General features: G+C 73.4%; 10 protein-coding genes and 1 pseudogene. 7 read left to right on the top strand and 4 right to left on the bottom strand.

Going from position 1 to position 12,131, the window contains the following annotated elements:
• Positions 1 to 133 precede the first annotated feature (133 nt).
• Positions 134 to 790 carry a Maf family protein gene (locus VGH76_RS15845; RefSeq protein WP_331557649.1) on the top strand — a complete coding sequence of 219 codons (657 nt, stop codon included), beginning with the start codon at positions 134 to 136 and terminating at the stop codon, positions 788 to 790.
• Here the strand turns inward: VGH76_RS15845 and VGH76_RS15840 are convergent.
• On the bottom strand, positions 750 to 1,697 hold the full coding sequence (locus VGH76_RS15840) for a hypothetical protein (protein WP_331557648.1): 948 nt from the start codon (positions 1,695 to 1,697) through the stop codon (positions 750 to 752). The two genes, VGH76_RS15845 and VGH76_RS15840, sit on opposite strands and share 41 nt — an antisense overlap.
• Before the next feature lie 236 nt (positions 1,698 to 1,933).
• Here VGH76_RS15840 and VGH76_RS15835 point away from each other — a divergent pair, with 236 nt between their 5' ends.
• The 4 genes from VGH76_RS15835 to VGH76_RS15820 all read left to right on the top strand — a co-directional run bounded on the left by VGH76_RS15835 (position 1,934) and on the right by VGH76_RS15820 (position 6,318).
• Entirely contained in the window at positions 1,934 to 3,724 is a 1,791-nt protein-coding gene (locus tag VGH76_RS15835; RefSeq protein ID WP_331557647.1) for an acetyl/propionyl/methylcrotonyl-CoA carboxylase subunit alpha, read from the top strand.
• 39 nt (positions 3,725 to 3,763) lie between these two features.
• The gene (locus VGH76_RS15830; protein WP_331557646.1) at positions 3,764 to 4,249 is read left to right on the top strand and encodes a DUF1707 domain-containing protein; all 486 of its coding nucleotides are present in this window, start codon (positions 3,764 to 3,766) and stop codon (positions 4,247 to 4,249) included.
• Positions 4,250 to 4,441: 192 nt separating this feature from the next.
• Positions 4,442 to 6,064, top strand: coding sequence for a DHA2 family efflux MFS transporter permease subunit (locus VGH76_RS15825; protein WP_331557645.1), 1,623 nt, complete (start codon positions 4,442 to 4,444; stop codon positions 6,062 to 6,064).
• Entirely contained in the window at positions 6,061 to 6,318 is a 258-nt protein-coding gene (locus tag VGH76_RS15820) for a hypothetical protein (RefSeq protein ID WP_331557644.1), read from the top strand. The genes VGH76_RS15825 and VGH76_RS15820 overlap by 4 nt, the downstream gene beginning before the upstream one ends.
• A 21-nt stretch (positions 6,319 to 6,339) precedes the next feature.
• On the opposite strand, the gene VGH76_RS15815 is transcribed toward VGH76_RS15820, so the two are convergent.
• Both VGH76_RS15815 and VGH76_RS15810 read right to left on the bottom strand, forming a co-directional pair.
• Positions 6,340 to 8,139: a glycerol-3-phosphate dehydrogenase/oxidase gene (locus VGH76_RS15815; protein ID WP_414637739.1), complete on the bottom strand. Its 1,800-nt coding sequence runs from the start codon at positions 8,137 to 8,139 to the stop codon at positions 6,340 to 6,342.
• An 82-nt stretch (positions 8,140 to 8,221) separates the two neighbouring features.
• On the bottom strand, positions 8,222 to 9,145 hold the full coding sequence (locus VGH76_RS15810; protein WP_331557697.1) for an MIP/aquaporin family protein: 924 nt from the start codon (positions 9,143 to 9,145) through the stop codon (positions 8,222 to 8,224).
• Positions 9,146 to 9,363: 218 nt separating this feature from the next.
• Between VGH76_RS15810 and glpK the strand changes: the two genes are divergently transcribed.
• Entirely contained in the window at positions 9,364 to 10,866 is a 1,503-nt protein-coding gene (gene glpK / locus VGH76_RS15805) for a glycerol kinase GlpK (protein ID WP_331557643.1), read from the top strand.
• Positions 10,867 to 11,033: 167 nt separating this feature from the next.
• On the opposite strand, the pseudogene VGH76_RS15800 reads toward glpK, so the two are convergent.
• Positions 11,034 to 11,777, bottom strand: a pseudogene (locus tag VGH76_RS15800) (FAD-dependent oxidoreductase); the annotation flags it as partial.
• Between VGH76_RS15800 and VGH76_RS15795 the strand changes: the two are divergent.
• Positions 11,731 to 12,129, top strand: a complete 399-nt coding sequence (locus tag VGH76_RS15795) for a hypothetical protein (RefSeq protein ID WP_414637738.1) — start codon at positions 11,731 to 11,733, stop codon at positions 12,127 to 12,129. The pseudogene VGH76_RS15800 and the gene VGH76_RS15795 sit on opposite strands and share 47 nt — an antisense overlap.
• Positions 12,130 to 12,131: the final 2 nt, after the last annotated feature.

Below are 12,131 nucleotides of genomic sequence, written 5' to 3'. Positions count from 1 at the left end.
CGACGCCGCTCACTCATGGGCGGTCGCCGGTCCCCACGGCAGCAACGGCATGTTCCTGGCGTGGAGCGCGAGGACGGCGCCGTTCACCCGTCGGGCGCGCATCGAACCGGCCACCGCCCTAGGGTGCCGCCCCGTGCGTCTGGTCCTCGCGTCCGCGTCCCCCGCCCGTCGTGCCGTGCTGCGGTCGGCGGGCGTCGAACCCGACGTCATGGTCTCCGACGTCGACGAAGAGGCCCTGCTCACCGAGCTCGGCGAGGCGGGCGCCGCCGAGAAGGTGACGGCGCTGGCCATGGCCAAGGCGCGCACGGTCGCGGGGCAGGTGGCCGGGGAGGTCGACGGCGACGGGGCGGCGTTCGACGGGATCGTCGTCGGCTGCGACTCGATGCTCGACCTCGACGGCGAGCTGGTCGGCAAGCCCGGCAGCGTCGAGGCCGCCCGCGGACGCTGGGACCAGATGGCGGGCCGGCACGGCGAACTGGTCACCGGGCACGCGGTCATCCGCGTCCGCGGTGGCCGGCCCGAGGCGGAGATCTCCGGGCACGCGGCCACGCTGGTGACGTTCGCGTCGCCGACCACCGCGGAGCTCGAGGCCTACCTCGCGGCGGGCGAGCCGCTCTCGGTGGCCGGCGCGTTCACCCTCGACGGCCTCGGCGGCTGGTTCGTGGAGGGCATCCAGGGCGACCCGTCCAACGTCGTCGGGATCAGCCTGCCGCTCACGCGCCACCTGCTCGCGCAGCTCGGCGTGGCGATCAGCGATCTGTGGGCGGCGTCGGCCCCACCGGCCGGCTGACGGGGGGTCGCGACGACGGCGGGCGCGGCGGTTGCGCCACCGGCGCGCGGGAGACGGCGGGCCGCGGCGGCAGCCCCGGCGCGGCCGACGCGGGCGGGGCCGCGGCCCGGCCGGCCGGGAGCGGCGCGTCGGCGGGTGCCGAGGAGAGCGAGCGGACGACCCGGTCGGCGGCGGAGCCGTCGGCGGCCTGGGTGCGCCCGGGAGCGGCGACCGCGAGCAGCACCAGGCCCGGCTCGCCGCGCTGGCCGGCGACCGTGGTGACCCGCACGAGCGGTCCGTCCCCGTCCGCCGTCGTGACCCGGCGGACGACGGTGTGCGCGTCGCGGCCGTCGAGGGTGCCCGCGTCGTCGGAGACGTCGACGATGCGCCCCCGGTCGCCGGGGGCCTGGCGCATCGCCCCGTCGGCGAAGGCGCCGACGAGCCGGTGGGCCTCGTCCGCGAGGGCCTCCGCACCGAAGCCGCGGGCCGGGTCGAGGCGCCCCACCAGCACGGTGGCACGGTCGGCGAGCGTCACGACCGTCGGGAACCGGTCCGGCGGGACCGGCACCAGGTCCTGGGAGCCGCCGGCCTCCCAGCCGGGGAGCACCTGCACCGTCGCGCCGAGGGTCGGGGCACCCGCCCGCTCCCGGCCCGGGGCGGCCCGCGAGGGCGCCAGCTTCGGCGCGGCCGCCGCGGTGTCGGCCGCGGGCACCGGCCGGGGCTGGGGCTGCCGGGGCGAGGCATCGGCGGCGTCACGCGAGGCGGCCTCGGCGCGCTCGGCCTGGTCCCTGTCCGCGCCGGCCGCGGTCGCCACGGCGGCCACCGTGCCCGCCAGCGCCGCCAGCGAGGCGGTCGCGACGACGGCGCGCCCCCACCAGCGGCTCGAACCGGGCCCGGCAGGGCTGGGGTCGCTCTCCCGTCGGCTCATCGGGGACCGACGGTAGCGACCGCCCCCGACACCCCCGTCACCCACGCCCCGCGGCTGTGGCCATGACCACGCGGGGACCGGTGGTCCACGTGCCCTGACGTGCGGGAGAGTCGCCGGAACGGTCACGGTGGACCGTTCGGTCGCGGCCCGACCGGTCCGACGGTGGCTCCACCCCTACACTGCGCGCGGATTCAGACGACAGTCCACGCAACGAAGCGCCCCCAGGAGGCAGTCCGATGGCTTCGCCGGCTCCGCTGCACACCGTGCTGATCGCCAACCGCGGCGAGATCGCCGTCCGCGTGGCACGGGCGTGCAAGGACGCCGGGCTGACCAGCGTCGCCGTCTACGCCGAGCCCGACCGGGACGCGCCGCACGTGCGCATCGCCGACCAGGCCCACGCCCTCGGCGGGGAGACCGCGGCCGACTCCTACCTGGACATCGAGAAGATCATCAAGGCGGCGAAGGAGTCCGGGGCGAACGGGATCCATCCCGGTTACGGGTTCCTCTCGGAGAACTCCGACTTCGCGCAGGCCGTCATCGACGCCGGGCTGATCTGGATCGGCCCGTCCCCGCAGGCGATCCGCGACCTCGGCGACAAGGTCACCGCCCGCAAGATCGCCGAGCGTGCGGGCGCCCCGCTGGTCCCCGGCACGAAGGACCCGGTGGCCGGCGCCGACGAGGTGATCGCGTTCGCCGACGAGCACGGGCTCCCGGTCGCGATCAAGGCGGCGTTCGGCGGCGGCGGGCGCGGCATGCGCGTGGCCCGCGAGCGCGACGAGATCACCGAGATGTTCGACGCCGCGGTCCGCGAGGCCGTCTCGGCGTTCGGCCGGGGCGAGTCGTTCGTCGAGCGCTACCTCGACCGGCCGCGCCACGTCGAGGCGCAGGTGCTCGCCGACCAGCACGGCAACTGCATCGTCGTCGGCACCCGCGACTGCTCGCTGCAGCGTCGCCACCAGAAGCTCGTCGAGGAGGCGCCCGCGCCGTTCCTGACCGACGAGCAGCGCAAGCGCATCCACACCTCCGCCCGCGACATCTGCCTCGAGGCCGGCTACTCCGGGGCGGGCACCGTGGAGTTCCTTGTCGGCGAGGACGGCACGATCTCGTTCCTCGAGGTCAACACCCGCCTGCAGGTCGAGCACCCGGTCTCGGAGGAGACCAGCGGGCTCGACCTCGTGCGCGAGCAGTTCCGGATCGCGAACGGGGAGGAACTGCGGCTCACCGAGGACCCCGAGCCGCGTGGCCACTCGATCGAGTTCCGGCTCAACGGCGAGGACGCCGGCCGCGGCTTCCTGCCCGCCCCCGGCACGGTGACCCGGTTCGTCGCGCCGGCCGGTCCGGGTGTCCGGGTCGACGCGGGCGTCGAGGACGGCACCGTCATCGGCGGCCAGTTCGACTCGATGGTCGGCAAGCTCATCGTCACCGGCGAGGACCGCGAGCAGGCGCTGGAGCGCTCCCGGCGTGCCCTGGACGAGATCGTCGTCGAAGGGCTGCCGACGGTCATCCCGTTCCACCGCCTCGTGGTCACCGACCCGGCGTTCACCGCCCCGGAGGGCGCGTCGTCGTTCCTCGTGCACACCCGGTGGATCGAGACCGAGTGGGAGAACACCGTCGAGCCCTACGTGGCCGAGGGCGGCGGCGACGAGGACGACGACGAGGCGGGGCCGCGGCAGAGCGTCGTCGTCGAGGTCGGCGGGAAGCGCCTGGAGGTGTCGCTGCCCGCGGGGCTCTCGCTGGGCGGGGGCGGCGCGGCGGCGCCCGCGGCCAAGAAGAAGTCGCGGAAGCGCGCCGGCGGCGGCGCGAAGGTCTCCGGCAACGCGGTCACCTCGCCGATGCAGGGCACCGTCGTGAAGGTGGCGGTCTCCGAGGGCGACACGGTGTCCTCGGGCGACCAGATCGTCGTCGTCGAGGCGATGAAGATGGAGAACCCGGTGACCGCGCACAAGGACGGCACGGTGACGGGGCTGTCGGTCGAGGCCGGGGCGTCGGTGAACCAGGGCGCGGTGATCTGCGAGATCGCCGACTGACGGCTCCTCCGGCCGCGGTCCGCGCCTACCCTGGAGCGGGTGGGCGAGCTGCGGATCGGGACCCGGGAGCGTGAGCTCGCCATGGGTGCCCTCGACGAGCACCTGCGCGAGGGCCGCCTCGACCCGACCGAGTACGCCGAGCGGTCGGCGATCGCCGCCAACGCCCGCTTCCGCCCCGAGCTCGACGGGCTGTTCGCCGACCTGCCCGCGCCGCACCCGGCCTTCCCCGGGGCGCAGGCGGCGTCACCGGCTCCCGACGCCGGGTCGGTGCTGGGTCCGTCGCCGGCTCCCCCGGCGCCGGAGACGCGGCCCGACGCCGCCGAGCGGTCCGAGGCCGACCTCCCCGACCTCGTGGCGCCCCTCGGCGCCCGGCTGGGCCGCAACGCGGGCAAGCTGTCCGCGCTCGTCCCCGTCGTCGTGGTCGCCCTGTTCGTGCTGACCGGGTTCCGATTCCCCCAGCTGTTCCTGCTCGTGCCCGTCTCGATCGCCCTGCTCGGCTACCTCGGGCACCGCCACGGGGGCTGAGCGCGGCGCCGCGGCCGGGCGCCCGATCGGATCCGCGTCACGGGGCGGCGTAATCAGGTCGTTCGTTGTCAGGGGGTCGTGGTTGTCTGGAGTGCGTCGGCGGCGTGGCCGACGAACGCCCTGTCGCCAACCGCCCTGTCGCCAACCGCGCCGTGACCGCACCGCGCCCCGCCACCCGAGAGGTGCTCACCCATGAGCTCGGCCCCGACCACGTCGGACGCCCCCACCGCGGAGGCCACTCCGCCTGGCACCACGCGCGCCGGGGTGGTCATCGCGGTCCTCGTGGTGTCCGCGTTCGTGATGATCCTCAACGAGACGATCCTGTCGGTCGCGCTCAAGGACCTGACGGTCGACCTCGGCGTCTCCACCACGACGGTGCAGTGGCTGACCAGCGGGTTCCTGCTGACGATGGCCGTGGTCATCCCGACCACCGGGTTCCTGCTCGAGCGGTTCACGCCCCGTCAGGTCTTCCTCGCCTCGCTGACCCTGTTCAGCCTCGGCACGCTCATCAGCGCGCTCGCACCGGGCTTCCCGGTCCTGCTCGTGGGCCGCGTCGTCCAGGCGTGCGGCACCGCGGTGATGATCCCGCTGCTCATGACGTCGATCATGCGGCTCGTGCCCCCGGAGCGGCGGGGCTCGACGATGGGCACGATCACGATCGTCATCGCCGTCGCGCCCGCGATCGGCCCGACGATCGGCGGGGCGGTCCTGGCCTCGCTGAACTGGCGCTGGATGTTCTGGATCGTGCTGCCGCTCGCGGTGGCGGCGCTGGTCCTGGGCGCGGTCCTCATGCGGCTGCCGAGCGAGACCCGGTCGGTGCCGCTCGACGTGGGATCGGTGCTGCTCTCGGCGATCGGGTTCGGCGGGATTCTCTACGGCTTCTCGTCGTTCGGTGGGGGCGGCGGTTCCGGCGGCGTCCCGCCGTGGGTGCCGATCATGGTCGGGGCCGTTGCGCTCGTGGTGTTCGTGCTGCGCCAGCTCGCCCTGCAGAAGCGTGACGCGGCGCTGCTCGACCTGCGCCCGTTCACCCACCGGCAGTTCGTGGTGGCGCTCGTGCTGTTCGCCCTGCTCTTCATGTCGCTCCTGGGCGCGGCGGCGATCCTGCTGCCCCTGTTCCTCCAGACGGTGCTGGGCCAGAACACGTTCTGGACGGGGCTCGCGGTCCTGCCCGGCGGCCTGGTGCTCGGACTCCTGGGGCGGCCGGTGGGGGCGCTCTACGACCGCGTCGGCGCCCGCCCGCTGGTCATCCCCGGCGCGATCGCGATGGCCGTCGCGCTGTGGCTGTTCACCCTGCTCGGGGCGGGCTCGCCGCTGGGCGCCGTGGTCGGGATCCACGTCCTGCTCATGGCCGGGCTGGGCCTGATGATGACGCCGCTGATGACCGAGGGGCTGTCCTCGCTGCCCGGGCCGCTCTACTCCCACGGCAGCGCGATCCTGGCGACGCTGCAGCAGGTGGCGGGCGCGTTCGGCACCGCGGCGTTCGTGACGATCTCGGCGCTCGCGTCGGCCTCGCTCAGCGCCACCCCCGACGCGCAGGGCCTGCGGGTCGGGTTCATGGCCGCCGGCGTCGTCGGCGTGCTCGCGGTGATCGTGTCGCTGTTCCTGGGCGGCAAGCCGCGGCCGGCGGCGGACTCCACGGCCGGGGAGTCGGCGGAGCCGGTCGGTACCTCCTCGGGTTCCGAGCCGGTGGACGGCACCGGCGACCGGACCGGCCCGATCGACGCCCGGCCGCTCCGCGCGGCGTCGCCGGTCGCCGCGACGGGCGTGCGCGTGCAGGGCCGCGTGAACCTCGCGGGCCGGGCGAGGCGGTGGTGACGCTGGTCGACGAGCACGGGGTCCAGCACGGGCGCGCCTCGACCCGGGCCGGGCGCTACGAGCTGGTGCTCCCGACATCGGGGGTGTGGCTGCTCGTGATCAGCGCGCCCGGCCACGTGCCCTCGGCGGCCCGACTCGTGGCGGAGCTGGGCACCTCGGAGCTGACCCACGACGTCGCCCTGCCGGTCGGCGCCCCCCCGGCGTCCGGCTCCTCGGCCACGCCGCGCGAGCCGCAGCCCGTCGCCGGGTCCTGACGCGGGCCTCAGCGGACCGGGTCAGCCCGTACCGAGGGGCTCGAGGCGCTCGGCGCGCGGGTCGGGCGCCGAGACCCGGAGCTTGTCGGCCTCCTCGTCGGTGTCCACGGTCTGCGAGCGCCGCTCGGCCTCGACCCGCTCGACGTAGGAGCGGACCTCCCGCTCGCGGGTCGCGTCGTCCCACCCGAGCAGCTCGGCCATCTGGTCGCCCACCGACGCCGCCGACTCCGCGCCGCGGTGCGCGTACTCGATGGAGATGCGGGTCCGCCGGGTGAGGACGTCGTCGAGGTGCAGCGCGCCCTCGTAGGCCACCGCGTAGGCGACCTCCACCTTGAGGTAGTCCGGCGAGCCCGGCACCGGCTCGAGCAGCGACCGGTCGTCCACGCTCATCGCGAGCAGCCCGTGCAGCAGCGAGCCGTACCGGTCGAGCAGGTGGCGGATGCGGTGCGGGTGCAGCCCGTAGCGCCGCCCGAGGTGCTCGGACTGGTTGACCAGGGCGAAGTAGCCGTCCGCGCCGATGAGCGGGACCCGGTCGGTGATCGACGGCGCGACCCGCGCCGGGATGTCCTCCGCGGCCGCGTCGAGGGCGTCCTTGGCCATCACCCGGTAGGTCGTGTACTTGCCGCCCGCGATCGACACCATCCCCGGCATCACCCGCGACACCGCGTGCTCGCGGGAGAGCTTCGAGGTCTCCTCGCTCTCCCCGGCCAGCAGCGGCCGCAGCCCGGCGTAGACGCCCTCGATGTCCTCGTGCGACAGCGGGGTGACCAGCACCGAGTTGATGTGCTCGAGCAGGTAGTCGATGTCGTGGCGGGTCGCGGCGGGGTGCGCCAGGTCGAGGCGCCAGTCTGTGTCGGTGGTCCCGACGATCCAGTGGTTGCGCCACGGGATGACGAACAGGACCGACTTCTCGGTCCGCAGGATCATCCCGACGTCCGAGGGAATCTTGTCCCGCGCGACGAGGAAGTGGACGCCCTTCGACGCCTGGACGTGGAACCGCCCGCGGGTCCCCGCCTTGTTCTGCATCTGGTCGGTCCACACGCCGGTGCAGTTGACGACGACGTGCGCGCGGACGTCGGTCTCGCGCCCGGTCTCGACGTCGCGCACGCGCACCCCCGCGACCCGGTCGACCTCGTGCAGGAAGTCGACGACCTGGGTCGACGTGCGCACCACGGCGCCGTACTGGGCGGCGGTGCGCCCGACCGTCATGGTGTGCCGGGCGTCGTCGGCCTGTGCGTCGTAGTAGCGCACCGCGCCGACGAGGGCGTCGCGCTTGAGCGCGGGCGCCATCCGCAGTGCGCCGGAGCGCGTGAGCTGGCGCTGCTTGGGCAGCGAGCTCTTGCCGCCGAGGGTGTCGTAGAGAGTGATCCCGGCCGTCACGTACGGCCGCTCCCACGCGTGGTGGGTCAGCGGGTACAGGAACGGCACTGGCTTGATCAGGTGGGGGGCGAGGCGGGTCATGTTGAGCTCGCGCTCGTAGAGCGCCTCACGGACCAGCCCGAAGTCGAGCTGTTCGAGGTAGCGCAGCCCGCCGTGGAAGAGCTTCGAGGACCGGCTCGAGGTGCCCGAGGCGAGGTCGCGCGCCTCGACCAGCGCGACGGTGAGGCCGCGGGTCGCGGCGTCGAGCGCCGCACCGACGCCCACGACGCCGCCGCCGACCACGACGACGTCGAACCGCTCCTCGGACAGCCGCCGCCACGCCGCGTCCCGCTGTGCCGGCCCGAGCCGTGAGGGCTCCGCGGCGGCGTCGAGCTCGTCGGCGTCCGTGACGGGCGCCGTGGACTGCCGGCCGGGTGTCTGCCCGGGGACCTTCGCGGCCACGCGGAACCTCCTCGAGTCCAATCGATCTGACCTTCGGGTATGCCCCTGACCACCCTGCCCCACGCGCGGCGCCCGGTGGGCGTCACACCTGCTCGGGACCACGCCTCTCCGCCGTCGCCGCCTCCCGACGAGTCACGGTCTCGAGGGACTCGCTATCGTCCCCGGCCCGTCCGGGAGGGGGCGGCGGCTCCTGACCACCGGCGGCTTCGGCCCGGGCGTCGAGCACCTGGCCGATCACCAGGTCGTAGACCACGATCCCGATGACTCCCCCGACCAGAGGCCCCACGATGGGGACCCACCAGTAGTTGTCGAAGTACGTGCCCGCCCCGGGGAACGCGAGCGGGCCCCAGCCCTCGATGTAGGTCCACAGGCGCGGACCGAGATCACGGGCCGGGTTGATGGCGTAGCCCGCGTCGGTCCCGAAGCTGAACCCGATACCGACGACGACCAGACCGATGATGAACGCCCCGAGGTTGCCGGTCGGGGCCTGGTTGCGGTGATCGATGATCGCCGCTATCAGGGCGACCAGGAGCGCCGTGCCCACGATCTGGTCGAACAGGGGACCCCACAGAGCCCCGCCGAAGTACTTCGCCGGGAACGTCGCGAAGATGGAGAACGTGTCCTGCGAGGCGACCCGAGAGGCGATGCCCTTGCTCGCGTTGTACGCGTCGATCGCCGGGTAGTAGACCGCATAGATCAGCGCGGCAGCGACGAACGCCCCCACCAGCTGGGCCAACCAGTAGGCCGGCACCTTCCGCCACGGGAACCCCCGCCGTACGGCGAACGCGAGCGTGACCGCCGGGTTGATATGGGCGCCGCTGACGCCGCCGGCGATGTAGACGCCGAACACCACCCCGAGTCCCCAGCCCCAGCCGATGATGAGCCAGTTGGCCGGGCCGAAGTCGGCGGTCTGACGCCCCGAGCCCGAGAGGCCCACCACGGCGACCGCCACACAGCCGAGGCCGAACATGATCAGGACGAACGTCCCGAGGAACTCCGACAACATCTCGCCGCCGGTCCCGGATCGCCATCCGGCCGGCTTTCCCGCACGGGTCACCTGTGACCTCCTCGACGAGCGGTATACGCCCGGGGTGCATGGGGCGTGGGTGCCAGGCAAACCCCTGGTTGTGAGCTGCGTCAACCCCTTGCCACGGCGGGCCGGGTGGACGACGGTCAGCGGCGAGGAGGGCGGTCGACGCCCGGGCGGACCAGAGGAGACACCGAATGACCCAGTACGTCGCGGCGATCGATCAGGGCACCACGTCGACCCGGTGCATGATCTTCGACCACTCGGGCCGGGTCGTCGCCGTCGACCAGCTCGAGCACCAGCAGATCTTCCCGAAGGCCGGCTGGGTCGAGCACGACGCCACGGAGATCTGGGGCAACACCCGGCAGGTCTGCGGCGGCGCCCTCGCCCGCGCCGACCTCGACGCGTCGAGCATCGCCGCCGTCGGGATCACCAACCAGCGCGAGACCACCGTCGTCTGGGACCGGGCCACCGGCGAGCCGATCCACCACGCCATCGTCTGGCAGGACACCCGCACCCAGGAGATCTGCGACGAGCTCGGGGCCCTCGGCGGGGGCGCCGAGCGCTACCGCGCGAAGACCGGGCTCCCGCTGGCCACCTACTTCGCCGGGCCCAAGGCCCGCTGGATCCTCGACCACGTCGACGGGGCGCGGGAGCGCGCGGAGCGCGGCGAGCTGGCGTTCGGGACGATGGACACCTGGGTGCTGTGGAACGCCACCGGCGGCACCGAGGGCGGCCTGCACGTCACCGACCCGACGAACGCCTCGCGCACCCTGCTCATGAACATCGACACCCTGCAGTGGGACCCCGAGCTCTGCGAGGAGATCGGGGTGCCGATGGCGATGCTCCCCGAGATCCGCTCGTCGTCGGAGAACTACGCGCCGATCCGCGCCCGGGGCACGTTCCGCGACGTCCCGGTGGCCGGGATCCTCGGCGACCAGCAGGCGGCGACCTTCGGGCAGGCCTGCCTCGAGGTCGGCGAGGCCAAGAACACCTATGGCACCGGCAACTTCGTGCTGCTCAACACCGGCACCGAGAAGGTCGAGTCGAAGAACGGCCTGCTCACGACGGTCTGCTACAAGATCGGCGACCAGCCCCAGGTCTATGCGCTGGAAGGCTCGATCGCGGTCACCGGGTCGCTCGTGCAGTGGCTGCGCGACAACCTCGGGCTGATCTCCTCCGCCCCCGAGGTGGAGGACCTCGCGAAGTCGGTGGACGACAACGGCGGCGCCTACATCGTGCCGGCGTTCTCCGGGCTGTTCGCCCCGTACTGGCGCGCCGACGCGCGCGGCGTCGTCGTCGGGCTCACCCGCTACGTGAACAAGGGGCACCTCGCCCGGGCGGTGCTCGAGGCCACCGCCTTCCAGACGCGCGAGGTCATCGACGCGATGAACGCCGACTCCGGCGTGCCGCTGACCACGCTCAAGGTCGACGGCGGGATGGTCGGCAACGAGGTCCTCATGCAGTTCCAGGCCGACCTGCTCGGCGTCGAGGTGGTCCGCCCGGTGGTCTCGGAGACGACAGCGCTGGGGGCGGCCTACGCCGCCGGCCTGGCCGTCGGGTTCTGGGAGTCCGAGCAGGACATCCGCGACAACTGGGCCCAGGACAAGGTCTGGGAGCCCGCGATGGACTCCGGCGAGCGGGACCGGATCTACGCGGAGTGGAAGAAGGCCGTGACGCGGACGTTCGACTGGGCGTAGGGCGGAGCCCATGTGAACGGATTCGGTCGTTCTGGCGGCCAACTCCGTTCACACGGCCGCAGGCCTGATGGCGTCCGTGACCACCTCGACGTAGGTGCGCTCCGCGCCTGTGAGCACTTTCCGGGGCTATGGCACGGAAAAGTGCTCACGTGGCCGAAGGCCACCAACTAGTCGAGGTCGTCGTGCTGCATCAGCCGCCGGCCGGCCTCGGTGACCGAGCCCGACAGCGACGGGTAGATCGAGAAGGTGTGGGCGAGGTCGTGCACGGTGAGGTTGTTCTGCACGGCTATGGCCAGCGGCAGGATCAGCTCGCTCGCCACCGGCGCGACGATGACGCCGCCGATCACCACGCCCGTCGCCGGCCGGCAGAACACCTTGACGAAGCCCTGCTCGACGGCCTGCATCTTCGCGCGCGGATTGGTGCTCAGCGGCAGCAGCACCTCGCGGGCGGCGAACTCGCCGGACTCGACCTGCTTGTGGCCGATGCCGACCGTCGCGACCTCGGGGCGGGTGAACACGGCCGAGGCCACCGTCTTGAGCCGCAGCGGCGCGACGCCCTCACCGAGCGCGTGCCACATCGCGATCCGGCCCTGCATCGCGGCGACCGAGGCGAGCGGGAGCAGCCCGGTGCAGTCCCCCGCCGCGTAGACGCCGGGCACCGAGGTGCGCGAGACGCGGTCGACGGGGATGTGGCCGGACTCGCGCAGGTCGAGCCCGATGGCCTCGGCGCCGAGGTCGCCGGTGTTCGGCACCGAGCCCACGGTCATCAGGGCGTGGGAGCCGGTGACCTCGCGGCCGTCGGAGAGGGTGACGCGCACGCCGTCGGCGGTCGCGACGACCTTGTCGGCCCGCGAGCGCGGTTCGATGGTCACGCCGCGCTCGGTGAAGACCTCCTCGAGCGTCGCCGCGGCGGTCTTCACCCGGCCCGAACTGGCCGCGGTGGGCGTGCCGCAATCCGCGATCGACGACGGAACCGTGCAGGCGCGCACCATAATGTTGCCGTTGCGAACCAACGCCCGGGCCAAGATGTCCGGCTTGCGGCACGGCTTCGTGAAGCTCTTCTGCCGTCCGGCCACCGGTGTGGTGATCGGCGGCGTGGTGGTCGCGCCGATCGCGTCCGAGTTGATCCTGCCGATAGCGATGGCCGTGCAGACCCGGTTGACCGTGAACCATTTGGCCCAGACCTTGAGCGTGTATCCGTCGCTGTCCGGCTCGATCACCGAGGCGGCGCGACGACTGATGGCACACGATGACCTGGACTGATC

This window comes from Actinomycetospora sp. (assembly GCF_036497585.1).
GTDB lineage: Bacteria > Actinomycetota > Actinomycetes > Mycobacteriales > Pseudonocardiaceae > Actinomycetospora.
The sequence above is the reverse complement of the archived record's forward strand: the minus strand, read 5'-3'. Positions and strand labels throughout refer to the sequence as shown.

What these genes read in the sequence shown, in the direction of transcription:
- VGH76_RS15795 (WP_414637738.1), top strand. Translation starts at nt 11,731, where the DNA reads ATGGTCACGCCGCGCTCGGTGAAGACCTCCTCGAGCGTCGCCGCGGCG.
- glpK (WP_331557643.1), top strand. Translation starts at nt 9,364, where the DNA reads ATGACCCAGTACGTCGCGGCGATCGATCAGGGCACCACGTCGACCCGG.
- VGH76_RS15810 (WP_331557697.1), bottom strand. Translation starts at nt 9,145, where the DNA reads ATGTTGTCGGAGTTCCTCGGGACGTTCGTCCTGATCATGTTCGGCCTC.
- VGH76_RS15825 (WP_331557645.1), top strand. Translation starts at nt 4,442, where the DNA reads ATGAGCTCGGCCCCGACCACGTCGGACGCCCCCACCGCGGAGGCCACT.
- VGH76_RS15835 (WP_331557647.1), top strand. Translation starts at nt 1,934, where the DNA reads ATGGCTTCGCCGGCTCCGCTGCACACCGTGCTGATCGCCAACCGCGGC.
- VGH76_RS15840 (WP_331557648.1), bottom strand. Translation starts at nt 1,697, where the DNA reads ATGAGCCGACGGGAGAGCGACCCCAGCCCTGCCGGGCCCGGTTCGAGC.